Origin of the sequence: Clostridium fessum, from assembly GCF_003024715.1 — a bacterium.
Lineage (GTDB): Bacteria > Bacillota > Clostridia > Lachnospirales > Lachnospiraceae > Otoolea > Otoolea fessa.
This window is the reverse complement of record NZ_PYLO01000001.1, coordinates 562,770-589,347: the sequence shown is the minus strand read 5'-3', so window position 1 is coordinate 589,347 and position 26,578 is coordinate 562,770. Positions and strand designations below refer to the sequence as shown.

The following is a 26,578-nucleotide window of genomic DNA, read 5'->3' as shown; positions in this document are numbered from 1 at the left end:
GTGAAGGCACTGAACAGTTACGATTATGAAAGTATATGACAGGAATTTAGGAGATAGAAAATAGAATGGCTGAAACGATCATTACGACAGAATATTCAGAGGAAATGCAGCGCAGCTATATGAACTACTCGATGAGTGTCATCACGGCCCGCGCCATCCCGGATGCAAGGGATGGTTTGAAACCGGTACAGCGCCGCGTTCTTTACGATATGGGGGAGCTGCATCTGGGGCATGACAAGCCGCACCGGAAATCAGCGCGTATCGTCGGTGATACGATGGGTAAATACCACCCGCACGGCGACAGCTCGATCTATGAGACGCTGGTCGTGCTTTCCCAGAGCTTTAAGAAGGGAATGCCGCTGGTAGACGGACATGGAAACTTTGGTTCCATCGAGGGCGACGGGGCGGCGGCAATGCGTTACACGGAGGCGCGTCTCCAGAAGTTTGCGGAGGAAGTGTATTTAAAGGATCTGGACAAGACCGTCCGGTTTGTGCCGAACTACGATGAGACGGAGAAAGAGCCGGAGGTTCTGCCGGTCCGCGTGCCGAATCTGCTGCTCAACGGTGCCGAGGGAATTGCGGTCGGCATGAGCACCAGCATTCCGCCGCACAATCTGGGCGAGGTCATCGATACGGTGATGGCGTATATCGATCAGCCGGAGATGGAGACGGAAGCGCTTCTGAGCGTCTTAAAGGGACCGGATTTCCCGACCGGCGGCATCATTGCGAATAAGAGTGAACTTCCGGCGATCTACGAGACAGGAACGGGGCGCATCAAACTGCGTGCCCGGATGGAGGTGGAGCTTGGAAAACGCCGTTCTGACCGGGACAAGCTGGTGATCACGGAGATTCCGTACACGATGATCGGCGCTGGCATCAATAAATGTCTGTCGGATATCGCAGATCTGGTTGAGTCCAAGAAACTTGCCGATGTGGTGGATATTTCCAACCAATCGAATAAAGAAGGAATCCGGATTGTTCTGGAACTCAAGAAAGACGCGGATATTGAGAAAATCCAGAATATTTTGTATAAAAAGACAAAACTGGAGGATACGTTCGGTGTCAATATGCTGGCGATCGCGAATGGACGCCCGGAGACGCTGAATTTAAAGGGAATCTTAAAGAATTACCTGGATTTCCAGTATGAAAATAATACCCGCAAGTATCAGGTGCTTCTGGAAAAGGAGCAGGAGAAGAAGGAGATCAAGGAAGGTCTGATCACAGCCTGCGACTGCATCGATCTGATTATCGCGATCCTGCGTGGTTCGAAGAATCTGAAAGATGCGAAAGCCTGCCTGATGGAGGGCGATATTTCCAAAATCCAGTTCCGTACACCGGGATTTGAGGAAGATGCCAAGAAGCTTCATTTTACGGAGAAACAGGCATCTGCGATTCTGGAAATGCGTCTCTATAAACTGATCGGCCTGGAGATCTTGGCATTGCAGAAGGAGTACAAAGAGACACTTCGCAAGATCAAAGAATACCAGAAGATTCTCGGCAGCCGTGAGGCGATGGACGAGGTGATTAAAGAAGATCTGCAGTCAATCAAGGAAGAGTTTGCAGTGGAACGCCGGACGAAAATCGAGGATGGACGCGAGGCAGTGTATGACGAGGCGGCGGAGAGCGCCAGACCGGGCGTGTTCGTGCTGGACAAGTTTGGTTATTGCAAGATTCTGGAACCGTCGATCTACGAGCGGAACCGGGAGACAGTGGACACGGAGAATGTGTATGTACTGCCGTGCCATACGACGGATAAGATAGGATTGTTTACAGATCTGGGTGCATTCCATCAGGTGAAGGTGACTGAGATTCCCTTTGGAAAGCTGCGCGATAAGGGGGTGCCGATCGATAACCTGAGTAAATTTGATGCCACCAAAGAACGTCCGGTCTGTGTGGTGAATGCGGCGCAGTTAAAGGGACAGAAGCTATTATTTGCAACGAAGGATGCGATGATTAAGATCGTGCCCGGCGGGGAATTTGAGACAAATAACCGAACAGTGGCGGCGACCAAGCTGCAGGAGAATGATATGCTTCTCTCGGTACAGCCGGCGGACGGCATGAAAGAGGCGGTCATCCAGACGACCAGCGGTATCTTCCTGCGATTCCCGATCGAGGAGATATCGGAGATGAAGAAGAATGCGAAAGGTGTGCGCGGCATCAAGCTGGGGCGTACCGAGTCGCTGGAGACAATCCATCTGCTGGACGGCACTGAGGATGATCCGATCGTTATGTATAAAGAAAAAACGGTTCATTTGAGCCGTTTGAAAATAGGGCACCGCGATGGCAAGGGAAGCCGGGCGAGAAGCTAGAATCAAACAGAAAGATTCCGAGAGTACATTTACGAAAAAAGGAGGTATTTCATATGGCTGAACTTCAGAACACACCGACCCCTCATATCGGGGCAAAGCAGGGCGAGATTGCGGAGACGATTTTGCTTCCGGGCGATCCGCTGCGGGCAAAGTATATCGCAGAACATTTTCTGACGGATGCAAAACAGTTCAATACAACGAGAAATATGTACGGTTATACCGGCTATTATCAGGGCAAACGCGTGTCTGTCATGGGAACCGGCATGGGCTGTCCGTCGATGGGAATTTATTCCTATGAGCTGATTCATTTTTATGGATGCAGGAATCTGATCCGGATCGGAACTGCCGGTGCGCTGCGTCCGGAGGTAAAGGTGCGCGAGCTTATTTTCGCGATGGGCTCCTGTACGACATCCAACTATGTAAAACAGTTCCGCCTGCCGGGGGATTATTCCTGCGTGTGCAGCTATGAGCTGCTGGAAAAGGCAGTTGAGTCCGCGAAAAAGAGAAATTTAAAATATCATGTCGGTAATATTTTGTGTTCCGATATGTTCTACAACCCGCCGCTTGAGCCGGACGGAACTAGCTGGGCGCAGATGGGCGTGCTGGCGGTGGAGATGGAGTCGGCGGCACTTTACAGCAACGCTGCCTATGCGGGCGCAAATGCGATCTGTATCCTGACCGTATCGGATTCGGCAGTGACCGGAGAGGCGACGACGGCAGAAGAACGCGAGAAGACGTTTACCAATATGATGGAAGTGGCGCTGGATCTGGTGTAAGATAAGCTGGTAAAAGTAGAATTTGAAGTAACTGTTCAGTAGGTCTGCGCATTTACTGCGCTGATCGTACGAAAACAAGGACCAGCAGGCAAAAATCCCATTGCCGTAGGCAATTTTTAATGGATTTTTGCGCGTGACTGTGAAGGTGCTGAACAGTTACAATTTGAAGAGAAAACAGGAGAGAAAAATGATAGGAATTGCTCCACAGGAGTGGAAAACAGATCTTCCGGAGTTTTGTGAAAAAACGAGGGATTTTTATGCAGGAAAGATGGATAAGGGCTCATATAAGGGCTTTTCAGGACGTTACGGCAGTTATGCACAGAAAGGCGGCGCGGCGAGCATGCTGCGTCTGCGTATGACGGCAGGATGTGTGTCGAAGGAGAAGCTTGCATTTATCGCAAAGGCAATCCGCGCATATCAGGTAAATATGGTACATTTTACGACTTGTGAGAGCGTGCAGTTTCACAATCTGGATGAGAAATCAGTCTGTGAATTGATGGAGCAGGCACTCGATGCCGGGATAGTGACGATGGGCGGCGGCGGAGATTTCCCGCGAAATGTGATGTGTTCTCCGCTTTCCGGTGTGGAAGAGGGCGAATATTTCGACGTTATGCCGTGGGCGAAGGCGGCGGGCGAATACCTGATGACCTTCATCAATGCGGAAAAGATGCCGCGCAAGCTCAAGGTTTGTTTCTCTAATTCACCGGCGAATGTGACGCACGCGACCTACCGAGATCTGGGATTTGCGGCTTGCCCGGACGGAACGTTTGAGGTATACAGTGCAGGCGGTCTGGGAAACAATCCGCAGTTTGGCGTTAAAGTTGCCGAGGGCGTTGCGCCGGAGAAGATTCTTTATTACATTAAGGCGATGTGGCTGACATTCCGGGCATATGGCAATTACGAAAACCGCGGAAAAGCGCGTACCCGGTATATGCAGGAAGCACTCGGCGGAGCGGAAAATTACCGGAAGGCGTATCAGGAAAAGCTTCAGGAGGTACTGGCATCCGGGGAACAGCTGGATCTTTCACGTGAGGAAGTGATGGCAGCGGCAGGAATGAAAGAAAAGCAGGGCAAAACAGGCGATGGAAGCAGCGCGTCGGGAGAACGTGTGCTGGAGCAGAAACAGCCGGGACTTTATACGGTTATCTGGCATCCGATTGGCGGACAGCCGCGCCCGGAGACGCTGGCATCCCTGGGAGAACTGATGCAGTCGATTGACGGCACAGAGCTTCGCTTGGCACCGGATGAAACTGCTTATATCATCAATTTGACCGGAGCAGAAGCAGAGAAGATTCTGGAGGCGACGAAGGAGACGGCTCAGACAAAGTTTGAGACATCGGTAAGCTGTATCGGTGCGTCGATCTGTCAGGTTGGTGCACGCGATTCGCAGGCTCTGTTACAGGCGTGTGTAAAGGCGGTCGGGGAGGCACAGATCCCGGACGGCGCACTTCCGCAGATTCATATTTCCGGATGTCCGTCTTCCTGCGGTACCCACCAGACTGGACCGATGGGATTCCGCGGAGGCGTGCGGATGGCAGATGGCAAGGCACAGCCGGCATTTGTATTTTATCTGGGCGGAAATGAGGTACAGGGAAAAGAGACGATGGGACGTGAGCTTGGCACGATGTTTGAGAGCGAGATTCCGTCGTTCTTAGTCAAACTTGGAAAAGAGATTGCGGCAAGGGGGCTTGATTTTGAGAGCTACCGGACGCAGTACCCGGATGGGATTGAGAAGGCTGCAGCGGAATACTTAGCTTAGAAGAACCTATTTTGAGTTAAAACATCGTTAAATCCGTGACAGACGTTATAAATTTATCAAATGTCCGCGAGTGACGTACAAATGTATTTTTCTTGCGGAAAAATGTTGATTTTTTGTTTGTTTTGTTATAGGATAGACAAGAATTACAGCGGCAGAGTGAAAACGTGTTGCAGAGCAGGAGCTTCCTATCCAAACTCCATCCTGCCATGAGAAGCTGAAAAAGCCGCTGTCAGAAGAGGAGAAAAACGATGAACATGGAAAAGAAATTACGTGTAGGCATTCTGGGAGCAACTGGTATGGTAGGTCAGCGTTTCATCACGCTTCTGGCAAATCATCCGTGGTATGAGATTACTGCGCTGGCAGCAAGCCCGCGTTCTGCAGGAAAAACATATGAGGAGGCAGTCGGCGGACGCTGGAAAATGCAGACCCCGATGCCGGAGTGTGTGAAGAAGATGACCGTTATGAACGTAAACGAGATCGAGAAGGTAGCATCCGAAGTTGATTTCGTGTTCAGCGCCGTAGATATGACAAAAGAAGAGATCCGTGCGATTGAAGATGCGTATGCAAAGACAGAAACACCGGTTGTTTCCAACAACAGCGCACACCGCTGGACACCGGATGTTCCGATGGTAGTGCCGGAGATCAATCCGGAGCACTTTAAGGTGATTGAGTTCCAGAAAAAACGTCTGGGAACCAAGAGAGGCTTCGTAGCGGTAAAACCGAACTGCTCCATCCAGAGCTATGCACCGGTTCTGACTGCATGGAAGGAATTTGAGCCATATGAGGTAGTAGCTACGACGTATCAGGCAATCTCCGGAGCTGGCAAGACGTTCAAAGACTGGCCGGAGATGGAAGGTAACATCATCCCGTACATTGGTGGTGAGGAGGAGAAGAGCGAGCAGGAGCCGCTTCGTCTCTGGGGAGAGATCAAGGACGGCGAGATCGTGAAGGCATTCGAGCCGGTGATTACCTGCCAGTGCATCCGTGTACCGGTTCTGGACGGACATACAGCAGCCGTATTTGTAAAGTTCAGAAAGAAACCAACCAAAGAGCAGCTGATCGAGAAGCTGGTTAATTTCAAAGGACTTCCGCAGGAACTGGAGCTTCCGAGCGCACCGAAGCAGTTCATTCAGTATCTGGAAGAGGATAATCGTCCGCAGGTACAGCTGGATGTCAACTATGAGAAGGGCATGGGCGTATCTGTTGGCCGTCTGAGAGAAGACAAAGTTTACGATTGGAAGTTTGTAGGTCTCTCCCACAACACACTGCGCGGCGCAGCCGGCGGTGCGGTACTGTGTGCAGAGCTTCTGACCGCACAGGGATATATTCAGGCGAAATAGAGAAATCTGTTCAGAGAATCCGTGAAATAGAAAATTAAAACTGATAAAAGTAAGAACTGCCGCCCAGTGGCGGAGAAGCTGTTTGAAAAACGATGGCTGACTCTGCTCTGGAAGGCAGTTTTTATTTGTGTCATAGGAAACATGTGTGAACAGTGACGACTCTTGAAATTTTTATAATCAGATTTGGAAAAATGGGTGTGCATGAGGGGAAAAGTATTGTATACTTGTAACTGTTCAGTAGGTCTGCGCATTATAAATCAGCTATTTATAAGTTAGACAGATTTATTCTGACAAAAGTAAGCATAAAAAATGCGAGAAATATTTTTCGGATTCTAAAAATTAAGGGGGATTTGGCATGGTTGAGAAGACAATCTTTGGAACAATGGAAGATGGCAGAGAGGTCAGCCGTTATACATTGACGAATCAGAATGGCGTTTCTGCATCCTTTTTAGATCTGGGTGCAATCTGGTCCACGATGCTGGTGCCGGATCGGAATGGAGAGATGGCGGATGTCCTGCTGGGACATGAAACAGTAGCAGACTGCCTGGTAAGCGATGGACATCTGGGCGAGGCTGTTGGACGAAATGCAAACCGGATTGGCGGCGCGGCGTTTACGTTAAATAATAAAAAATACGAATTGACGGCGAATGATGGTCCGAACAACCTGCACAGCGGTATGGATTTCTACCGGAACCGTATCTGGGCGGCGGAATATGAGACGGGCATTAATCAGGTTTCTTTTACACTGGAAAGCCCGGACGGCGATCAGGGATATCCGGGAAATGCCTCGATCCGTGTGACCTACACGCTGACAGATGAAAATGAAGTAAAGATTCATTACGAGGGGACCTGCGATCAGGATACTATTTTTAATATGACAAACCACGCGTATTTCAATCTGGCAGGTCATGAGAGTGGTCCGGCGCTTTCACAGATGGTTTACATTGACAGTGATGCGATCACGGCGGTAGACAAGGTGCTGATCCCGACCGGTGAGATCCGCAAGGTAATGGGGACTCCGATGGATTTCTCAGATTTCAAGCCGATCGGACGTGATATTGAAGCGGATTACGATCAGTTAAAACTGGGCGGCGGCTACGATCATAACTGGATTCTCAACCATGAGTCAGGCGTATTCAGTCTGGCGGCGGCTGCGATCGACGAGGAGAGCGGGCGCAAGATGGAGGTATACACCGATCTGCCGGGAGTTCAGTTCTACACGGGCAATTTCCTGGACGGACAGGTTCCGGGTAAGGGCGGTGTGAAGTATGCGAGACGCCAGGGATACTGCTTTGAGACGCAGTATTACCCGAACGCAGTCAACATGCCGGGATTTGCATCCCCGGTCGTGAAAAAGGGCGAGAAATACGATACAACGACCAGTTATAAATTTATGACGGTTTAAATTTGTATTTGATTTGTGATCATTTTGACATAGGATAGAGATTGACATGAGTGAGACAAACAACAAGGGAGTAAAAGTGCTGGCATCTGCCAGCCTTTTATTTGTAACAATTATCTGGGGCAGCGCGTTCGTTGTGATGAAAAATTCGATGGACGCGATTACACCTACATACCTTTTGGCGTACCGGTTTACGATCGCGGCGCTTGGGATGGCGGCTCTTTTCTGGAAACAGATCCGGGGAATGTCGATGCAGGAGTTTAAATGCGGCGCACTGGCGGGATTGTTTCTATTTATCAGTTATTATTTTCAGACGTATGGGCTGAAATACACGACCGCGAGTAAAAATGCGTTTATTACGACGTTGTATGTGGTGATCGTGCCGTTTCTGGCATGGGCGGTTAATCATGTGCGCCCGAAGGCAAATAACCTGATCGCAGCGGGATTTGCTGTTGTGGGATTGGCGCTTTTATCGCTGAAAGGCGAGCTGTCGGTCAATTTTGGTGATTTCCTGACGCTGGTGTGCGGCATCTGCTTTGCGGTTCATATGATTTTTCTGGATCGCTTCACGGCATACTGCACTCCGATCCGCCTGACGGTCATGCAGATGGGAACAGCGGCGGCGTGTTCGTGGGTGCTGGGGCTTCTCACGGAAGGAGCATTCCATCCGGAAGTATTTACACTGCCGGGAGTAGCAGTTTCGATGCTATATCTGGGACTCGCATCCAGTATGCTCTGTTTTCTGCTTCAGACAGTGGGGCAGAAATATCTGAGCGCCAGCACATCCTCGATTCTACTGTCGTTTGAATCGGTGTTTGGGCTCCTGTTCTCTGTCTGGCTGCTGCATGAGGAGCTGACGTTGCGAATGTTAATTGGCTGTGGGCTGATGTTTGCGGCGGCGATTCTGGCGGAGTGGACGCCGAAGCGGAAAAGGAATTAGACGAAATTAGGTACTGAACAGTTACGAAATTAGTAAGATAGGAGCAGAACAACGTGGCAAAATCGTTATTTATAGCCGAGAAACCGAGCGTGGCGCGTGAGTTCGCAAATGCACTCAAGGTAAATGGACGATCGGTGGATGGCTATATTGAGTCGGAAAATGCGGTTGTGACCTGGTGTGTTGGACATCTGGTCACGATGAGCTATCCAGAAGTATATGATATGAAATATAAGCGCTGGAGTCTGGAGACACTTCCATTTCTCCCGAAAGAATGGAAATATCAGGTTATCGACAGCGTGAAGAAACAGTTTGGAATCGTGAGCGGTCTCTTAAACCGGGCGGATGTAGATACAATCTACGTCTGTACCGACTCGGGACGGGAGGGAGAATATATCTACCGCCTCGTCGCGCAGATGGCTGGCGTGCAGGGCAAGAGACAGAAGCGCGTCTGGATCGATTCACAGACGGAGGAAGAGATTCTGCGCGGCATCCGCGAAGCGAAGGATCTGTCCGAATACGATCATCTGGCGGATTCGGCATATCTGCGGGCAAAAGAAGATTATCTGATGGGAATTAACTTTTCCCGCGCACTGACGTTGAAATATGGACCATCTGTTTCTAACTATATGCGAAGTTCTGACCGGACCGTGATCTCAGTCGGACGCGTCATGACCTGTGTCCTCGGTATGGTAGTCCGCCGGGAGAGGGAGATCCGGGAATTTGTCAAAACGCCATTTTACCGCGTGATCGGTACATTTGGACCGGCAGGCATCTCGATTGACGGCGAATGGCGGGCGGTGGAAGGAAGCCGTTACTATGGAACGCCGTGTCTGTATAAGGAAAATGGTTTTAAGGAGCGAAAGGACGCGGAGGCGCTGATTGCATGGCTGTGGGAACGCGAGAATGGAAGCGAAAATTCGGGAGTCATGCAGTCAGAGATCAGCGACGCAGAAAAAGCGGACGCGGGTTTAATGGGCGTATATAATACTTCGCAGGGAACCATTTTAAAAGTGGAAAAGAAAAAGGAAACCAAAAATCCACCTCTTCTCTATAACCTGGCGGAGCTCCAGAATGATTGTTCTAAAATGTTTAAAATCAGCCCGGATCAGACCCTGAAAGTGGTGCAGGAGCTGTACGAGCGAAAGCTGGTTACCTATCCGCGAACGGACGCGCGTGTGCTTTCAACGGCGGTGGCGAAGGAGATCAGCAAAAATATCGGCGGTCTGACGCATTATGAGCCGCTGGCGGCATTTGCATCGGAGGCGATGCAGGCAGGGCTGTGGAAGAACATAGCAAAAACGCGTTATGTCAATGATAAGCAGATTACCGATCACTACGCAATCATACCGACCGGACAGGGACTCGGCGCGCTGAGAAGTCTCCCGGAGTTGAACCGCAAGATTTACCAGGTGATTGTGCGCCGTTTCTTAAGCATCTTTTATCCGGCGGCGGTTTACCAGAAATATGCGGTTGAGATTGAGGTAAAAAGTGAACATTTCTTTGCCGGTTTCAAGGTATTGAAAGAAGCGGGATATCTCAAGGTGGCGGAAATTCCGAAAAAGAAAAAGGACACCGCCGGGGAAAGTGTCGGCAGAACGAACCGCCTTGAACCAGGTATAGATGGAAATGATGCGGAAAATCCGGCAAGAGAAGCAGATGGAACAGACAGCAGCCAGCCAAAGGTAATTGACGCGTCCCACCCAGAGTTTATCCAGATGCTGGAACAGCTCAAAAAGGGGATGAAAGTGTCACTGGATGATTTGCAGATCAAAGAGGGCGAGACATCTCCGCCGAAGCGTTATTCCTCCGGTTCGATGATTCTGGCGATGGAAAATGCCGGTCAGCTTATCGAAGACGAAGAGCTGCGCGCCCAGATCAAGGGCAGCGGCATCGGAACGAGTGCAACCCGCGCGGAGATCCTGAAAAAGTTGTTCAACATCAAATATATGGCGCTCAATGAAAAAACGCAGGTCATCACGCCGACCTATCTGGGAGAACTGATTTATGAGGTCGTACACACATCCATGAAGCAGCTTCTCAACCCGGAGCTGACGGCAAGCTGGGAAAAAGGTCTGACCTATGTGGCAGAGGGCAGCATCACACCGGATGAATATATGCAGAAATTAGAGCGCTTCGTTATCGGACGCACTTACAATGCGGTTCATATGGGAAATGCGTATGGGCTGCGGCCGGCGTTTGATGCGGTTGCTGTGTTCTACCAGAATGCAGAGAAAGAGAAGAAGAGTTCGAGAAGTGCGAAGAGCGCGGGAAATATGAAAGCTGCAAGAGCGACAAAAGCTGGAACCAAATAGCTTATTTATAATAATAGAATCAATTGAATTTTAGGAAAGGCAATGATCATGAAAAAAGAAGAAATGAAAATCACAGAATTATATGATTTAACCCATACGCTGGCTTCGGATTATCTGAAACAGTTTACATACCCGTGGGAGGCACTGGCAGGTCTTAGTGATTTTATCATCGAACTGGGAAACAGCCTGGATCCGGCAGAATATGAGAAACGCGGTGAAAACATCTGGGTTCATAAGACAGCGAAGGTATTCGACAGCGCCTATCTGCACGGACCGGTCATCGTCGGCAAAGACGCCGAGGTGCGTCACTGTGCATTCATCCGCGGCAGCGCCCTGATCGGAGAAGGTGCAGTAGTCGGAAACTCTACCGAGCTTAAAAACGTCATCCTGTTCGATAAAGTACAGGTACCGCATTATAATTACGTCGGAGACTCCATCTTAGGCTACAAATCCCACATGGGCGCCGGTTCCATCACCTCCAACGTAAAATCCGATAAACTTCTGGTAGAAATCCACGCCGAAGACGGCAAGGTCGAAACCGGACGCAAAAAAATCGGCGCCATGCTCGGTGATAACGTAGAAGTAGGCTGCGGCTCCATCCTAAATCCAGGCAGCATCATCGGACGCGGCACCAATATCTATCCGCTTTCCAGCGTGCGCGGCGGGGTAGATGCAAACTCTATTTATAAGAAGCAGGGAGAAGTCGCTAAAAAAGAAGATCGCTGACAAATCTCTGTATTAAACGGTTTCTATACTAAATGAAACACATCCACCAGCAAAATCTCTGCCAGTCCATAATAAGTCACAACCGCTACCAGATCATTCACCGTCGTGATAAGCGGACCAGACGCAACTGCCGGGTCAACCTTCAGCTTGTGAAACAGCATCGGCACCAGTACGCCGACCAGGCTGGAGATTACCATTGCGGTCAGAAGAGAGATGCCGACACAGCCGGAAAGTGCAAACGAGAAGAAAAGACTCTTCTGTTTCATAATATGGATGAAAATGCCGATTACGACGAACGAAGCCGAGCCCAGCAGCAGTCCATTTAAAAATCCGATTCGCATTTCCTTGAATACAAATCCCAGCTTCTGCATCGCGGAGATATCCTCATCCATCAGGACACGGATGGTGACAGCCAGCGACTGGGTGCCGACATTGCCTGCCATGTCGAGGATCATCGACTGGAAGCAGATAAGAAGGGCGATACGGTCAACGATCGGCTCGAAAATACCGACCACCGAGGAAACACCCATGCCGAGGAAGAGCAGCAGCACCAGCCACGGGAGGCGCTTTTTCAAACTCTGTAACAGTGGTTCGTGCAGATCTTCTTCTGAAGTAAGGCCTGCCAGCTTTGCGTAGTCATCACCCATCTCGTCATCGATCGCCTCGGCGATATCCTCGTAAGTGATGGCGCCGATGATCTTATGGTTCCGATCGAGTACCGGGATAGAATCCTCGCTGTAATCGATCAGCTCTTCCATACAGTCCGAAGATTTCTCATCCGCGTACACATACGGATAGGAGGTACTGATGATGTCCTCCAGCTTCATGTACTCACGGGCAGTGATTAAATCTTTCAGCTCGATCGCACCGAAATAGCGCCCATTTTCGTCTTCGACGTAGATGGTGTCGATGTTGTCGTTGTCCTCCGCTTGGGAGATCAGATGGCGCATCGCCTGCTTGATCGTACAGTTATTGGGAATGACGATGTAGTTGGTTGTCATCCGGCTACCGATCTGTTCCTCATCGTAGGAAAAGATCAGGTGGATATCATCCTTGGATTCCTGATCCATGCGCGCGATCAGGGCTTCTTTTTCCTCCGGATCTAAATTTTCGAGGATATCGACCGCCTCATCGGCATCCATCTCTGCCAGAACGGCTGCCGCCCGGTCAAGCCCCAGTTCATGCAGATAAGGCGCCGGTTCATCGAGATAGGTGAAAATCTCTGCCGTCATTTCCAGAGAGAGAATATTGTAGAGGCGTTTCCGGGTCGCAGTGTCCAGTGTTTCCAGAACCTCGGCAATATCGTTTGCATGGTAATTGTCGAGGTCATCCCGGATCACGCTTGCCGGTTTTCCGCTGCGGATGATCGAGCGGATATTTTCTTCAAAATTAGCATTATGCTCTGCGGTTGCGGCGATCGGAGCCGTTTCCGGGGAGCTTGTTTTCTTTTCGTCCATTTCTGGAGTCTGATTCATATTTGGTTCCCTCGCTTTCTGTCGTTCTATTTAATGCCGTTTGGGACGTACAGGGCGAGCAGTGCGGGGATAAAAAAATCCACCGCCAGTCGGGAACAGGATGAAATGCCGCAGATGGCAGTTTCAAACCCGCGCCAGGGCGATGGACAAATATATATGAAAACCAATCGTACCGGGAAACGGTCAGCATTGAAGCACTCGCCTGTTAAAGCAGGCAAAAATGTGCTGTCAGACAGCCCGATTCACACTCAAAAAGACCCTGCGGCAGACCAACAGTCTGGTACGCATGGTTGGAATTCATAGTTTGATTTTGCCCATCGCGACGACTTCGCCCGTTGCTGTCACAACTGTCCATGTGGTTCTCCTTTCTGAATTTTTAAAAATTGCAGTTTTATTAAAGCACGGAATTTCGTGAAAGTCAAGCCGGATTTTCCAGCACCCGGATGCCTTTTAGGATAAAGTCCTCTGTCAAGATTGCCATCTGTTCTGTGGATTCCTTCATGCCGCTTTCGATCCAGTACTGAACGGTACCGACACAGCCGGAAACGATAAAGGCGGAAAATGCCGCGAGCGTATCCGGATCGCTGGAACATTTGAGATCCAGCCAGCCTTTTAAACATTTATCGCTGACAATGCGTTTCAGGCGGTTGACAAAATTCAGATCACCGTTTTCTCCTATTAAAATAGAAACAATCTCTGCATTTTCCTGTACAAGAGGAAATAGTTCTGAGAGTGCGAGGGAAGGGCGCGCTACCAGTTCGGGAACGGGATGGTGCGTCAGGACAGACTCAACCTCCTCGATCAGTTCATTTTTGATCTGATCCATCAGGTCAAAGACATCTTTATAATGAAGATAAAAGGTGCCGCGGTTGATGTCAGCCATCTCGGCGAGTTCGCGCACCGTGATATCCTGAATTTTTTTTTCTTTGAGGAGGCGGGTTAAGCATTCTTTTAACTGGCGTCTCGTCTTTCGTACACGCCGGTCGAGTATTTCTTCTTTCATAGTGACTTCCTTTCTGAACGTTTCCAGACAGGGAAACGCCGTATGACTGTGTATCGGAGGCTGTGGATGAAGGGAGTGTTAAAAATAAGTAAAAATGGGCACACCAGATACAAAAAACAAACATAATGTGATGAAATGTTGATTAAAATACAACTGACGTAAAAATGATTATTGTATTCATTCGAACAACTTAGTATAATGCATTATAGTTCAAAAATGAACAAATGTCAATTAAACAGACATGAGTTGTATATGCTCTATTTTAGATGTAACTGTTCACTGCGAAGAAGTCTTTTGTATGGAACGTTTCACAGACGGCAGGAGTGGCTGACAATCGGGAAAGGAACGGCTATGAGAACCTGCAGCATATGCGAAAGCAAAAGGAAATAGATACGAAGGTGGAATCTGGTATGAAAAATTTTGTCATTACAATCGGAAGAGAGTTTGGAAGCGGCGGCCATAATCTGGGGCAGTCTCTGGCAAAGGAACAGGGAATTCCCTGTTATGACCGCCATCTGATAGAGGAAGCAGCGGTGTGCGGCGAATTTAAGATGGAGGAACTGGAAGAGGCGGACGAGATGAAGGCGAACCGTTTTCTTTTTAAGGTTCCGGCCAAGTGCAATCCGTTTACCGGTTATGGAAAGCCGATGAATGATACCTTGTTTGTCGTGCAGTCCCAGTTGATCCGGGAGTATGCGAAGAAAGGTCCATGCATCATCGTGGGACGTTGCGCTGACAAGATCCTGGAGGAGACAGAAGGGCTTATTTCTCTATTTATATATGCCCCGATGGAGGCGCGCGTGAAGGAGATTATGCGGCGTTACGAGACAGATGAAAAAGAAGCTGAATACCTGATCAAACAAGCGGATAAAATACGGAAAAATTATTATAATTTTTATGCAAAAAAGACATGGGCGGATAAAGCAAGTTATGATATGTTGATTGACAGCAGCCGGATCTCGGAAAAGGAGCTGGCGGCGATGCTCCGAGCACTTTTAACGGCACGGGGGGTGGAACTGGAAACAGATGGATCCGATCAATAAGCATAAAGAAGAGTGAGGACAGCGTATGAAGGACAGAAAGTTGTGGATGAAGAAGGAAGAAAAGCGGACGGCGCCGGGGTTAAAAAGGGCGCTGAAAGCGGTTCTGGGACATAAGATAGTACGGCTGGCAGGAATCGCAGGAGTAAGTCTCCTTTTCTCAGCGTCTGCCGCCCAGACAGTGCTTGCGGATGATGCGGGTGTCTGGCAGCCGGTGGAGAATGGTTATTATCTGGTGGGAATGGACGGTTCTTACCTGACGGGCTGGCAGCAGATGGGCGGAAAATGGTACCTGCTCGGAGCAGACGGTTTGATGAAAACGGGCTGGGAGCAGGAAAATGGAACCTGGTATTATCTGCAAGGGGACGGCGCGATGGCGACCGGCTGGCAGAATATCGACGGAAAATACTATTTCCTGAAAGACAGCGGCGCGATGGAGGGAACGACCTTCACAAAGGATGAGACGCAGTATACGATCAACGCGGACGGCAGCCTGGCGAACGCCAAAAAGAAGAAAAACACGGGCGGCGGCGCGTACACGCTGGCATTTCTGGATGCAGATACCCAGGCGATGGCGGACAGCTTAAATGAGCTGAAGGCGGACGCGTTTGACGGGGATGAGGAAGAAGATTACTATGACGATGACAAAAAAGATTACGATAAAGATGCCAGCTTTATTTTAAATGGAAAATTACAGCAGATCGCCGAACACCGCCTGGCGATGGCACGCAGTAAGGGTTATGGAAGCAGCCGGATCCCGGATGAAGGCACACTTGATGATTACCTCAAATCCATCGGGGAAAGCACTGCGAGACGTCATACGGAGATTTACCTCATCAACTGTGATGATGTGACGCAGGCAGAAGAAAAGCTTCTGCGTAATCACGACAGCGACGAGAAAAAGCGCGTGGACCGGGTGATTTATTATAAGGAAATGGGTGTTGCACATCAGCAGGTCGGCGATAAGCATTATTATATGATTATTTTGATGCGGTAAGGATCGCAATCATTGTATGACAGGAGCAAGCAGGCATGAAACTGAAATTTTTACATAAACGCAAAGAAGAAAAACAGACGGAAAAAGAAGCCTTCTCCCTGCCGAAATTCATCATTGAGCGGAGCAGGGCGATCGAGATTGTCTTTCTGGTTCTGGTGCTGATATCAGCGCTCATGGCGCCGTTTGTCGAGATCAACTATGATCTGACGGAATACCTGCCGTCGACCGTCCAGTCCAAACAGGGACTGGACCTGATGGAAGAGAAATTCGGCTACCCCGGCACGGGGCGCATCATGATTGATGATGTTTCGCTTTATGAGGCGAAAGCCTACAAGGATAAAATAGAGGCGTTGGACGGAGTCGATCAGGTCATGTGGCTCGATACATCGACCAGCGTATACGCGGCGGACGCATTTATCAACTTTAATAGTGTTGATGAGTATTACAAGGATAATACGGCGGTTATGGATATTGTTTTTGTAAACGGCGACACGGATAAGAGGACGTCCCAGACGATCGATGAGATCAAGGACATTCTCGGAGACAAGGGACATTACGTCGGCATGGCGGTTCAGAACAAATCGCTGCAGGAAAATGTTTCGAGCGAGATGAAGCTGATTATGACGCTGGCGGTCGTGGTTATTTTCCTGATTCTGACCGTGACGACGAACTCCTGGTTTGAACCGGTGCTGTATCTGACGGTCATGGGCGTGGCGATCGTCCTGAACAAAGGAACGAACCTGTTTATCGGGCGGATATCCTTTTTGACGAACAGTGTGTCGGCGGTCCTGCAGCTCGCCTGCTCGATGGATTATTCGATTTTCTTAAGCCACGCGTTTGCGAGGGAAAAGGCAAAGGGACTGGATCAGATGACCGCGTTAAGCAACGCGATCAATGAGGCATTAAACTCCATTTTCGCCAGCAGCCTGACGACGATCGTCGGATTTATCGTTCTGTGTTTTATGAAGTTTAATATCGGATTTGATATGGGACTCGTGCTGGCAAAAGGTATTGTCCTGAGTCTTCTGACAGTGGTGTTTTTTATGCCGGCGATGATTCTGCGTATGACGCCGATGATTGAGAAAACATCCCATCGTTCGTTCCTGCCGTCGTTTGATAAGCTCAGCCACGGTATCTACAACAGCCGCCGCATCGTGCTGATTCTGATTGCGGTGCTGGCGATCCCGGCATACACGGCGCAGAGCATGAACGATTTCCTCTACGGAAATGACGCGGTCGGCGCCAGCGAGGGAACGACGGTATATGAGGATGATGAGCTGATCACAGCGAAATTCGGACGAAGCAATATGATGATGGCAATCGTGCCGGATACTTCTTTTATCAAGGAAAAACAGTTCACGGATGAGCTGGAAGACCTGCCGTACATGAAGAGTGTAACGTCCTTGTCCGGGCAGCTCCCGGAGGGCGTACCGGAAGATTTCCTTCCGTACAGCATCACAAGCCAGTTACATAAAAAAGATTATGCGAGAATCCTTATTTACGTTAAGAGTAAGGGCGAGAGCAAGCTGGCGTACCAGTGCTCGGATGAGATCCAGGCGATCATGAAGAAATATTATCCGGAAAATTCGTATCTGGTCGGCACAACACCGTCCACACAGGACATCCAGACGACGATCACGAAGGATTACAGCCGTGTCAATGTGATGTCGCTGATCGGCGTATTTGTGGTTGTCATGTGGAGTTTTAAATCACTGATTATTCCGCTCCTTATCATGATTCCGATTGAGGTCGCGATTTTCGTCAATATGGCGGTACCGTACATCGTCGGAGACACGATGATTTTCATTGGTTACATTATCGTAAGCTGTATCCAGCTGGGCGCGACCGTCGATTATGCGATTCTGACGACGAACAATTATCTGGAATGCCGCAAGACGATGGATAAGAAGGAAGCGGCGATCGGGGCGCTGAATCTTGGTATTCCGGCGATTCTGACATCCGGTTCGATCCTGACCTGTGCCGGATATATTGTATACAAGGTATCGAGTGTCGCGGCGATCGGCGATCTGGGACATTTGATTGGACGGGGGGCTCTGATTAGTATGCTTTTTGTCTGCTCCCTGATGCCGGCATTTCTGGTATTGTTTGATCATATCCTGATGCAGAACGAATTTGAGAGGATTCATCTGTTTTTCAAAAAACGGCGCGAACGCCGCCATGCCCGTATGAAACGGGCGGCAAGACGCGTGGCTGGTGCCGTGTGGAAAGGGAAAAAGCCGCTGGTAGATTCAGTTACGTCGAAAAGAAAACAATTCGAAGCTGAAACGAAAGCGCTGGAAGATACAGAAATGACAGAGATGGGCGGTTCTCAAGAGAAAACAGATTCCGATGCGGAGGCGCGGGAGAAACACAGAAGAAAGCTCCGGCTACTCGGAAAAGTGAGAGAACGAAGAAAAGACCGGAAACGGAAGATGACAGAAAAAAGGGAGGCTGGAAGCCATGAAGAAGATCATTAGAAGAGGAGCGGCGGCGACGCTGGCAGCGGTTACGCTGGTAACGAGTGCGGCAGTTCCTGTCCGGGCGGCTGCACCAAGAGTTCAGGTAGATGAAACGATGTATGTCAATCTGGACTATTATGGAACGGCAACGCAGATCAATGTGGTCAAAGGCTGTACCACGAATGGACTGACCGAATATACCGATTATGGTACCTATGACAAGGTGGTCAACATGACGGACGACACGGCGCCGGAAATTGGCGATGGAACCGTCACATGGAAACTGCCGGAGAAGAATTCGCGTTTTTATTATCAATGTACGATGCCGAAAAACAGCGTCGATCTGCCCTGGACGTTTGACGTTTCCTATAAACTTAATGGAGTGGAAGCGGATGCATCCAAACTGGCGGGGGCGTCTGGTCTGGTTGAGGTCAATGTAAAGGCGACCCCGAATGAGGAGGCGAAGGCGTATTACAAAAATAATATGGTGTTGACCGTGCTTGTGCCGGTGGATATGGAGAAATGCTATAGTGTCGATGCGCCGGGCGCGCAGGTGCAGTCGGTTGGAAGCTATCAGGCGGCAATGTTTGCGGCGCTTCCGGGCGAGGACGGCGATTTTACAGTCCGGGTCGGCACGGATAAGTATGAGAATATCGGAGTCATTATGATGATGGTTCCGGGGACCCTGGATGAGCTGAACCGCATCAAGGATCTGAAAGAGGCGAAAGATACCTGGCGCGAGGATGGAAACAAGATGTATGACAGCATGAATGCGCTGTTAAAGACGATGGAATCCATGAAGTCGGATGTTTCCGGCGTGAAGGGCGGTCTGTCAAATCTCGATCAGGCGCGTGGAACCGTCAGTGCTAACCGGAAACAGATCGAGGCGCTCTCGACACAGGCGCTTGCCGATCTGCAGGCGGTCACGGATCAGACGACGGTCATGATTCCGTATTTACAGACGGCGCGCGATGCGGTGACGGATATTAACAGCAACACACAGGCGCTTTCCAATACGATGGAAGATATGCAGGATGAACTAGATCGCCTGTATGATCGTCTGGGAGGTTTGAGTAAATCGCTGCGTTCGGCAGCCGATGAGCTGAACAAGGGACTGCTCAGCCAGCAGTCGCAGGAGGCGATCGAGAAAGAGCTTGCTCAGAAGACGGCGGAAGTCCAGAAAATTTTGGAAGAACTCGATAAACTTCTGGGACAGGGAAATACCTCCCTGGCGGTGACAGAACAGGGGATTGGAAGCCTGAATCAGAGTTTAGCCACGTTAGACGGCATGAAGCTGAAACGGATCCGCAAGATGAAGAGTGCGGAGAAGGAAGAGACATCTGTATCGTCGGAGGCGGCATCTGGAAACGGAAATGGTCAGACAGCGGGGGCGGCTGGCAGCGCAGATATCACGGATTCTGCAGGTGCCGCCGATCATGCAAAAACTACGGGTTCTGCAAATACCACGGATGACGCGGAAATGGCAGCAGGCACTTCGGCCTCTGGCTCAGCAGGAACAGAAAGTAAAGATTCGGCTGAACAGGAAGCAGCGGGCGCAGGCATAGCGTCTGGTGCAGCTGGTAACCAGGCGGAAAAAGCGGCTGAATCACCGACAAAGACGGAAGAGAAGAATCCTGCTTCGACGGCAGACAAGGCAGAGACGGATTCTGCTAAGAATTCGGGTTCCGCTTCGGAAGACAACTCCTCGGGTCAGGATGCAGAGGTGAATGCATTTGGAACCGAGGTTTCTGCGGGAGCCCTGACAGCCGGACCGTCCGGCGAGCCGGGAAGCGGCGGTGTCAATGATGCGAGCTGGGAAGATGAGATTGGCAATGCAGAAGATGATGTAGAGGAGGCGCTGGAGTCTCTGTCAGCGACTACTTATTCTGCGGATGCTGCAAGTCTGGTGGAAGAGACGAAGGGCATTTTCCAGAAAGTGGAGCAGGCGCAGAAAACTGCGAAAACGATTGTGAATAAAGTGAATGGTGCGTTCAAGACGGCGGGAGATATTACTGGCAAGACGGGTTCGACTTTATCGGCGCTCAGAAGTTCGACCGATGAACTGATTAATTTGCTGGATGATATGCGGGTCCTGATTGACACAACGGATAAATATGTGCCGACGATGCTGGATTCCCTGTCTGATTCTGAAGAACTGATGAACCGGCTGACCAGGGCACTTTATACCACACATGATATGCTCAGTCTTTTGAATGACACGCTGATTTCGGCAGGTGATTCGCTGGATGCCGGAACCAAGGCAACGCTGCAGGGCATGGAGAAGATTCTTGATAAGAACCTGACCATGATCGATCAGCTTGCGGCGGTTCGGGAAGCGGGGGAAGACATGAAGAGTACGCTCGATGAGCAGATCGATAAGTTTGAGGATGAGAACAACTTCCTGAACATAGATCCGGAGGCGGAGAAGATTTCCTTTACCTCCTCGAAAAATCCGTCCCCGAACAGCGTGCAGATCGTCCTGCGGACCGATGAGATCAGCGATGATGATGAATCAACCGATATCTCCGATCAGGAGGCAGACGGCAGCAGTGAAGAAGGTCCGTTAAAACGGATGTGGAATGTGCTGGTGGCGATCGTGAAGGCGATTATTGAGATATTCCAGAATCGGTAAAAGATGCAGAATAAAAATAGATAAGAAAAAGAACTGCCGCATCAGCAAATGATTTGCTGGGCGGCAGTTCTTTTTAGTGGACCAGACGGGAGTTGAACCCGTGTCCAAAAACCAATTCCCTGTTCTTCTACTATCATAGTCCGTTCTTTGACATTCCCTCTATCCTGCGGAAACGAACATCCTCAGAACTTCAGTAGTTCCTGATACGCCTGACAGTCCGGAACCCGCCTGTCATCGTTTCTCACATATTCGATGCCAGATTCTTAAAGTGTGAGTGCTCTAAGGCTGACAACTGCCAAATTAGGCAGCGTATGCTAATTTGTTGTTAGCGTTTAATTTTAAGTTTGCCATTTAACGCATCGCATGCGGATAGCTTCACCAGCTTCATGATCCCTGTCGAAACCGGTACTGGCCCTTATATTTAGATCCTTATTATCATACCATGAAAGAGGCGGTCTGTCAATGCAGTGAAAACTCAAGAGAAAAATATCTTGACAAAATAGAAACAGCTGATATAATCGAGACTGTAATGATGAACCAGAAACGGGTTTATCTATATAAAGAAAGTGTTGAGAAGACCAGTAGGATTGTGGAACTGGACAGAGAACGGCGTCGCAGGAAAAGCCTGAAATAACAGAGGCAGGTGGCTGTGGGTGGAAGCGCCGGACAGGAAAACAAATCTGAATACCAGCTTTGAATGTCCCTTAATCGGGAACGGTGATTCCGTTATCATCAGAATGAAGTGGAATCGATCCGAACGATCGATTCAATAAGGGTGGAACCGCGATTTATCGTCCCTTAGTCAGAAATATCTGGCTAAGGGACTTTTTGTTTCATAGGAAATTGCGTCCTATGAAACAAAAAACGCTCCGCGGGATGCGCACTCGCGCGAAGAAGCAACATGTCGCAGGCGATCGTGCTCGGCGCGAGAATGTGCCAAGACACATTCTTTCGTGGTTCTTCTGGTCAGGAAGCTTTTATTATTTCAGAACGAAAAGGAGAAAAAAGATGAAGATCACATTAAAAGATGGCTCTGTCAAAGAATATGCGAGCCCGATGTCCATCATCGACATTGCAAAAGACATCAGCGAAGGTCTGGCGAGAGTGGCATGTCTGGGTGAGGTTGACGGTAAGGAAGAAGATCTCCGTACCGTGATCGACCATGACTGTCAGTTAAATATCCTGACTGCAAAGGATGAGAAAGGTCTGGCAGCTCTGCGCCATACCGCCAGCCATGTAATGGCACAGGCTGTAAAACGCCTTTACCCGGAGACAAAACTTGCGATTGGACCGTCCATCGCAGACGGTTTCTACTATGATGTCGATCCGGCTACCCCTCTGACTGCAGAGGATCTGCCAAAGATCGAGGCAGAGATGAAGAAAATCATCAAAGAAGCACTTCCACTGGAGCGCTTTACTCTGCCGAGAAATGAAGCGATCGAGTTCATGAAGGAGAAAGAGGAGCCGTACAAGGTAGAATTAATCGAGGATCTGCCGGAGGATGCAGAGATCAGCTTCTACCGTCAGGGTGATTTTACTGACTTATGTGCAGGACCTCACATGATGAACACCAAGGGTGTTGGTAAGGCATTTAAGCTGATGAATCTGGCAGGCGCATACTGGAGAGGCAGCGAGAAGAACAAAATGCTGACCCGTATCTATGCGACCGCATTTGCAACCAAAGAGGATCTGGAAGCATACATCACAATGATGGAAGAGGCAAAGAAACGTGACCATCGTAAACTGGGCAAAGAACTTGGCCTGTTCATGATGCACGATGCAGGTCCGGGTTTCCCGTTCTTCCTGCCGAAGGGCATGGTACTGAAAAATACCCTGCTTGATTACTGGAGAGAAATCCATAAAAAAGCTGGTTATGTAGAGATTTCCACTCCGATCATCCTGAATCGCAAGCTCTGGGAGACTTCCGGACACTGGGATCATTACAAAAACAACATGTATACAACTGTGATCGATGAAGAGGATTACGCAATTAAACCAATGAACTGTCCGGGCGGCGTTTTGGTATACGCTTCTGAGCCACGTTCCTACCGTGATCTGCCGCTGCGTATGGGTGAGCTTGGTATCGTTCATCGTCATGAGAAATCTGGTCAGCTTCATGGTCTGATGCGTGTACGCTGTTTCACACAGGATGATGCACATATCTTCATGACACCGGAGCAGATCAAGGACGAGATCAAGGGCGTTGTACACCTGATCAACCAGGTATATTCCCTGTTTGGGTTCAAATATCACGTAGAGCTGTCCACCCGTCCGGAAGACAGCATGGGAAGTGATGAAGATTGGGAGATGGCAACCGAAGGCTTGCGTTCCGCTCTGGAAGAGCTGGGACTGCCGTATGTGGTAAACGAGGGCGATGGCGCATTCTATGGACCGAAGATCGACTTCCATCTGGAAGATTCTATCGGAAGAACCTGGCAGTGTGGTACCATCCAGCTTGACTTCCAGCTTCCACAGCGATTTGAATTAGAGTACACCGGAGCAGACGGCGAGAAACATCGTCCGATCATGATTCACCGTGTTGTATTTGGCTCCATCGAGCGTTTCATCGGTATCCTGATCGAGCACTTCGCAGGTGCATTCCCAACCTGGCTGGCACCGGTACAGGTAAAGATTCTTCCGATTTCTGACAAATACGCAGATTACAGCAAGGAAGTTCTGGACAAGCTGACCGAGGCTGGCATCCGTGCAGAGATGGATACACGTTCCGAGAAGATCGGCTATAAGATCCGCGAGGCACAGACCCAGAAGATCCCGTACATGCTGGTTGTTGGACAGAAAGAGGAAGAAGAGAAGACCGTTTCCGTTCGCAGCCGTTTTGCAGGTGACGAGGGTGCAAGCAGTGTAGAGAGCTTCATCGAGTCCATCCAGAAGGAGATCGAAGAGAAAAACCTGCGTGAGACTGTGAAAGCAGACGAAGCTAAATAATTTTGAAAAATTAAAAAATCAGGCAGACGCATCTGTGAGATAAAATCATGGATGCGTTTGTTTTAGTTTACACGAATAAATCCAAAAAAGAAGCAGATACTACTCCTGAATCTAAAAACCAGTAACTGTTCACAGGCAGAAATTTTCTGAACTGAAAATTCCGTACGATACAGTTCTGGTTGCAGATTTTGCCGATTTGGAATGCGAAGTATCGGTAAAATCCCGTTACTGGTCATACATGTGTGAACAGCAACGAAAACCATGACACATTGAAAAGTGTATCGCTGAAAAGTTTGACGGCTGGATGCCGGAGGAGACTTTCGGTGATGCATGTCAGAAAACAGGAGGAAAAATCATGACAAAACTGGATTGTAGTGTAACCGGATGTATGCACAATGCGGAAAACTGCTGCTGTAAAAATACCATTCTGGTAGAAGGAAAGACGGCGCAGGATAAATGCGATACCTGCTGTGGCAGCTTCGACGAGAAGAAAGGCGGCACATTCCGCAACCTTTTTAAAACACCGGAGAGCCGTCTCGAAGTAGAGTGCGAGGCAACAAACTGTGTTTATAATACAGACCGCCGGTGCAGCGCGGAACACATCGGAATCACCGGAGGCAATGCGACAGTTTCTATGCAGACGGAATGTTCGAGTTTCCAGAAACGGTGACTGATGCGGTTTTCTTTTTTAATAGAAGAAAGACTGCATAAATATTCGAAATAAAAAATGCCGCCGGATATGGAAAATTCTGTCAGGAAGGAAGCAAAACCGGGCAGAGGTAATGATATCCGGCGGTAGTTTTTAGTATGTCCGTAAATGTATTTGCGTACGTTGCCGTCATTTGCGCAACACGTGAACCATATTTAAAAATCATTTGTAAATCTTCTCAAAAATCTTCTCAAAAATCTCGAAAAAACCGGTTGACATTCCAAAGAAACCATAGTATACTAACAAAAGTTGTGAGGAAACAACTTTACGAAGACAGGAAAGCAGGTTATCTACCTCACCTCAGCACGAGCAAGTGACTGTGGGTTCATAAATTTGAGAAATTTCCTATATTGGATTTCCTATTATGAGTAAGTGGATGGTCTGTACTGTTCACTTATTTTTTTTGACACTGAATCAACCAAAATCATCACATATCATGGGGGTGCACGACTATTAGCGAGTTAATGATTAACGAACAGATTAGAGACAGAGAGGTTCGTTTGATTGGCGAAAATGGAGAGCAGCTTGGAATCATGTCCGCAAAGGATGCTTACAAGTTAGCGAAAGAAGCGGAACTGGATTTAGTAAAGATTGCTCCGACTGCGAAGCCGCCGGTCTGCAAGATTATCGATTACGGTAAATACAGATACGAGCTTGCAAGAAAAGAAAAAGAAGCTAAGAAGAAACAGAAGGTAATCGAGATCAAGGAAGTTCGTCTTTCCCCGAATATCGATGAAAATGACCTGAATACCAAGATGAACAATGCGAGAAAATTCCTGGAAAAAGGCAATAAAGTAAAGGTTACACTTCGTTTCAGAGGTCGTGAGATGGCACATATGTCAAAGACAAAGTATATCCTTGACGATTTTGCAGAGAAGCTTGCCGATATCGCAGCCGTTGATAAACCGGCAAAAGTAGAAGGAAGAAGTATTGTACTGTTCCTTTCTGCGAAACGCTAGATATAAGGACATAACTATTATTAAGGAGGACTACACCATGCCTAAAATGAAAACAAGCAGAGCAGCTGCTAAACGTTTTAAAACAACCGGAACCGGAAAGTTAGTAAGAAATAAAGCTTACAAATCCCACATCTTAACTAAGAAATCTACAAAGAGAAAAAGAAATCTTAGAAAAGACATCGTTACTGATGCTACAAACAGCAAGGTAATGAAGAAGATTTTACCGTACTTATAAGATTCGAGGATTAAGAAGGAGGAAATAACCGATGGCAAGAGTAAAAGGCGGATTAAACGCTAAAAAGAAACACAATAGAGTATTAAAGCTGGCAAAGGGTTACAGAGGCGCACGTTCCAAACAGTACCGTGTAGCTAAGCAGTCCGTAATGAGAGCTCTTACAAGCTCCTACGCTGGTCGTAAAGAGAGAAAGAGACAGTTCAGACAGCTGTGGATCGCTCGTATCAACGCAGCAGCACGTATCAATGGTCTGTCCTACAGCAAGTTCATGTACGGCTTAAAGCAGGCTGGTGTTGAGATGAACCGCAAGATCCTTTCTGACATGGCTATCAACGATGCAGAAGGTTTCGCAAAACTGGCAGAGCTGGCTAAGTCCAAACTTGCGTAAGCAAAGAGCAGTGCGAAAAAAAGAAGCCACACACAGAAGCGTTGTGTTTACACAAAAGCAGCTGTGTGCGGCTTCTTTTTTTCATAGGGCGAATGCCCGACAGCGAGGAAAAACGAAGTTTTTTCGAGCTGCTGCACTGCGGACTAGAAAGAGGTGACCAAGAAACTTTTT

Annotated in this window: 19 protein-coding genes and 1 other RNA gene; 17 read left to right on the top strand and 3 right to left on the bottom strand. The window is 48.9% G+C overall.

The window, feature by feature from the left end:
* Window positions 1-65 precede the first annotated feature (65 nt).
* From C7U56_RS02700 to C7U56_RS02665, 8 genes are all read left to right on the top strand, one after another.
* On the top strand, window positions 66-2,309 hold the full coding sequence (locus C7U56_RS02700; RefSeq protein ID WP_107000028.1) for a DNA gyrase/topoisomerase IV subunit A: 2,244 nt from the start codon (window positions 66-68) through the stop codon (window positions 2,307-2,309).
* Window positions 2,310-2,362: 53 nt separating this feature from the next.
* Entirely contained in the window at window positions 2,363-3,085 is a 723-nt protein-coding gene (gene deoD, locus C7U56_RS02695) for a purine-nucleoside phosphorylase (RefSeq protein ID WP_107000027.1), read from the top strand.
* 187 nt (window positions 3,086-3,272) lie between these two features.
* The gene (locus C7U56_RS02690; RefSeq protein WP_107000026.1) at window positions 3,273-4,844 is read left to right on the top strand and encodes a nitrite/sulfite reductase; all 1,572 of its coding nucleotides are present in this window, start codon (window positions 3,273-3,275) and stop codon (window positions 4,842-4,844) included.
* A 254-nt stretch (window positions 4,845-5,098) separates the two neighbouring features.
* Window positions 5,099-6,184, top strand: coding sequence for an aspartate-semialdehyde dehydrogenase (gene asd, locus C7U56_RS02685; protein WP_107000424.1), 1,086 nt, complete (start codon window positions 5,099-5,101; stop codon window positions 6,182-6,184).
* Window positions 6,185-6,539: 355 nt separating this feature from the next.
* A complete protein-coding gene (locus tag C7U56_RS02680; protein ID WP_107000025.1) occupies window positions 6,540-7,589 on the top strand; it encodes an aldose epimerase family protein in 1,050 nt (349 codons plus the stop codon).
* A gap of 46 nt (window positions 7,590-7,635) precedes the next feature.
* Window positions 7,636-8,526, top strand: coding sequence for a DMT family transporter (locus tag C7U56_RS02675; protein ID WP_107000024.1), 891 nt, complete (start codon window positions 7,636-7,638; stop codon window positions 8,524-8,526).
* Between the two features lie 53 nt (window positions 8,527-8,579).
* Window positions 8,580-10,838, top strand: a complete 2,259-nt coding sequence (locus C7U56_RS02670) for a DNA topoisomerase (protein ID WP_107000023.1) — start codon at window positions 8,580-8,582, stop codon at window positions 10,836-10,838.
* Between the two features lie 48 nt (window positions 10,839-10,886).
* Window positions 10,887-11,564: an acyltransferase gene (locus C7U56_RS02665; RefSeq protein WP_107000423.1), complete on the top strand. Its 678-nt coding sequence runs from the start codon at window positions 10,887-10,889 to the stop codon at window positions 11,562-11,564.
* 23 nt (window positions 11,565-11,587) lie between these two features.
* Here the strand turns inward: C7U56_RS02665 and mgtE are convergent, their stop codons facing one another.
* Both mgtE and C7U56_RS02655 read right to left on the bottom strand, forming a co-directional pair.
* On the bottom strand, window positions 11,588-13,039 hold the full coding sequence (gene mgtE, locus C7U56_RS02660; protein ID WP_233430158.1) for a magnesium transporter: 1,452 nt from the start codon (window positions 13,037-13,039) through the stop codon (window positions 11,588-11,590).
* 418 nt (window positions 13,040-13,457) lie between these two features.
* Window positions 13,458-14,042, bottom strand: a complete 585-nt coding sequence (locus C7U56_RS02655) for a TetR/AcrR family transcriptional regulator (RefSeq protein WP_107000022.1) — start codon at window positions 14,040-14,042, stop codon at window positions 13,458-13,460.
* Window positions 14,043-14,452: 410 nt separating this feature from the next.
* Here C7U56_RS02655 and C7U56_RS02650 point away from each other — a divergent pair, with 410 nt between their 5' ends.
* The 4 genes from C7U56_RS02650 to C7U56_RS02635 are packed head-to-tail and all read left to right on the top strand — an operon-like array spanning window position 14,453 to window position 21,170.
* Window positions 14,453-15,085 (top strand): cytidylate kinase-like family protein, encoded by a 633-nt coding sequence (locus tag C7U56_RS02650; RefSeq protein ID WP_107000021.1) that lies wholly within the window; start codon window positions 14,453-14,455, stop codon window positions 15,083-15,085.
* A gap of 25 nt (window positions 15,086-15,110) precedes the next feature.
* Window positions 15,111-16,079 (top strand): cell surface protein, encoded by a 969-nt coding sequence (locus C7U56_RS02645; protein ID WP_233430157.1) that lies wholly within the window; start codon window positions 15,111-15,113, stop codon window positions 16,077-16,079.
* A 35-nt stretch (window positions 16,080-16,114) separates the two neighbouring features.
* Window positions 16,115-18,556, top strand: a complete 2,442-nt coding sequence (locus C7U56_RS02640) for an efflux RND transporter permease subunit (protein WP_107000020.1) — start codon at window positions 16,115-16,117, stop codon at window positions 18,554-18,556.
* Window positions 18,540-21,170 carry a hypothetical protein gene (locus tag C7U56_RS02635; RefSeq protein ID WP_107000019.1) on the top strand — a complete coding sequence of 877 codons (2,631 nt, stop codon included), beginning with the start codon at window positions 18,540-18,542 and terminating at the stop codon, window positions 21,168-21,170. The genes C7U56_RS02640 and C7U56_RS02635 overlap by 17 nt, the downstream gene beginning before the upstream one ends.
* 74 nt (window positions 21,171-21,244) lie before the next feature.
* On the opposite strand, the gene ssrA is transcribed toward C7U56_RS02635, so the two are convergent.
* Window positions 21,245-21,585, bottom strand: a transfer-messenger RNA (tmRNA) gene (ssrA, locus tag C7U56_RS02630).
* 593 nt (window positions 21,586-22,178) lie between these two features.
* On the opposite strand from ssrA, the gene thrS reads away from it, so the two are divergent.
* From thrS to rplT, 5 genes are all read left to right on the top strand, one after another.
* Window positions 22,179-24,116 (top strand): threonine--tRNA ligase, encoded by a 1,938-nt coding sequence (gene thrS, locus C7U56_RS02625; protein ID WP_107000018.1) that lies wholly within the window; start codon window positions 22,179-22,181, stop codon window positions 24,114-24,116.
* 355 nt (window positions 24,117-24,471) lie between these two features.
* Complete coding sequence (locus tag C7U56_RS02620) at window positions 24,472-24,786, top strand: DUF1540 domain-containing protein (RefSeq protein ID WP_107000017.1); 315 nt, start codon at window positions 24,472-24,474, stop codon at window positions 24,784-24,786.
* Between the two features lie 503 nt (window positions 24,787-25,289).
* Window positions 25,290-25,784 carry a translation initiation factor IF-3 gene (gene infC, locus C7U56_RS02615; protein WP_107000016.1) on the top strand — a complete coding sequence of 165 codons (495 nt, stop codon included), beginning with the start codon at window positions 25,290-25,292 and terminating at the stop codon, window positions 25,782-25,784.
* A 37-nt stretch (window positions 25,785-25,821) separates the two neighbouring features.
* A complete protein-coding gene (rpmI, locus tag C7U56_RS02610; RefSeq protein ID WP_022358435.1) occupies window positions 25,822-26,019 on the top strand; it encodes a 50S ribosomal protein L35 in 198 nt (65 codons plus the stop codon).
* A gap of 31 nt (window positions 26,020-26,050) precedes the next feature.
* Window positions 26,051-26,407, top strand: coding sequence for a 50S ribosomal protein L20 (gene rplT / locus C7U56_RS02605; protein WP_022358436.1), 357 nt, complete (start codon window positions 26,051-26,053; stop codon window positions 26,405-26,407).
* Window positions 26,408-26,578: the final 171 nt, after the last annotated feature.

What these genes read in the sequence shown, in the direction of transcription:
- C7U56_RS02700 (WP_107000028.1), top strand. Translation starts at nt 66, where the DNA reads ATGGCTGAAACGATCATTACGACAGAATATTCAGAGGAAATGCAGCGC.
- deoD (WP_107000027.1), top strand. Translation starts at nt 2,363, where the DNA reads ATGGCTGAACTTCAGAACACACCGACCCCTCATATCGGGGCAAAGCAG.
- C7U56_RS02690 (WP_107000026.1), top strand. Translation starts at nt 3,273, where the DNA reads ATGATAGGAATTGCTCCACAGGAGTGGAAAACAGATCTTCCGGAGTTT.
- asd (WP_107000424.1), top strand. Translation starts at nt 5,099, where the DNA reads ATGGAAAAGAAATTACGTGTAGGCATTCTGGGAGCAACTGGTATGGTA.
- C7U56_RS02680 (WP_107000025.1), top strand. Translation starts at nt 6,540, where the DNA reads ATGGTTGAGAAGACAATCTTTGGAACAATGGAAGATGGCAGAGAGGTC.
- C7U56_RS02675 (WP_107000024.1), top strand. Translation starts at nt 7,636, where the DNA reads ATGAGTGAGACAAACAACAAGGGAGTAAAAGTGCTGGCATCTGCCAGC.
- C7U56_RS02665 (WP_107000423.1), top strand. Translation starts at nt 10,887, where the DNA reads ATGAAAAAAGAAGAAATGAAAATCACAGAATTATATGATTTAACCCAT.
- mgtE (WP_233430158.1), bottom strand. Translation starts at nt 13,039, where the DNA reads ATGAATCAGACTCCAGAAATGGACGAAAAGAAAACAAGCTCCCCGGAA.
- C7U56_RS02655 (WP_107000022.1), bottom strand. Translation starts at nt 14,042, where the DNA reads ATGAAAGAAGAAATACTCGACCGGCGTGTACGAAAGACGAGACGCCAG.
- C7U56_RS02650 (WP_107000021.1), top strand. Translation starts at nt 14,453, where the DNA reads ATGAAAAATTTTGTCATTACAATCGGAAGAGAGTTTGGAAGCGGCGGC.
- C7U56_RS02645 (WP_233430157.1), top strand. Translation starts at nt 15,111, where the DNA reads ATGAAGGACAGAAAGTTGTGGATGAAGAAGGAAGAAAAGCGGACGGCG.
- C7U56_RS02640 (WP_107000020.1), top strand. Translation starts at nt 16,115, where the DNA reads ATGAAACTGAAATTTTTACATAAACGCAAAGAAGAAAAACAGACGGAA.
- C7U56_RS02635 (WP_107000019.1), top strand. Translation starts at nt 18,540, where the DNA reads ATGAAGAAGATCATTAGAAGAGGAGCGGCGGCGACGCTGGCAGCGGTT.
- thrS (WP_107000018.1), top strand. Translation starts at nt 22,179, where the DNA reads ATGAAGATCACATTAAAAGATGGCTCTGTCAAAGAATATGCGAGCCCG.
- C7U56_RS02620 (WP_107000017.1), top strand. Translation starts at nt 24,472, where the DNA reads ATGACAAAACTGGATTGTAGTGTAACCGGATGTATGCACAATGCGGAA.
- infC (WP_107000016.1), top strand. Translation starts at nt 25,290, where the DNA reads ATGATTAACGAACAGATTAGAGACAGAGAGGTTCGTTTGATTGGCGAA.
- rpmI (WP_022358435.1), top strand. Translation starts at nt 25,822, where the DNA reads ATGCCTAAAATGAAAACAAGCAGAGCAGCTGCTAAACGTTTTAAAACA.
- rplT (WP_022358436.1), top strand. Translation starts at nt 26,051, where the DNA reads ATGGCAAGAGTAAAAGGCGGATTAAACGCTAAAAAGAAACACAATAGA.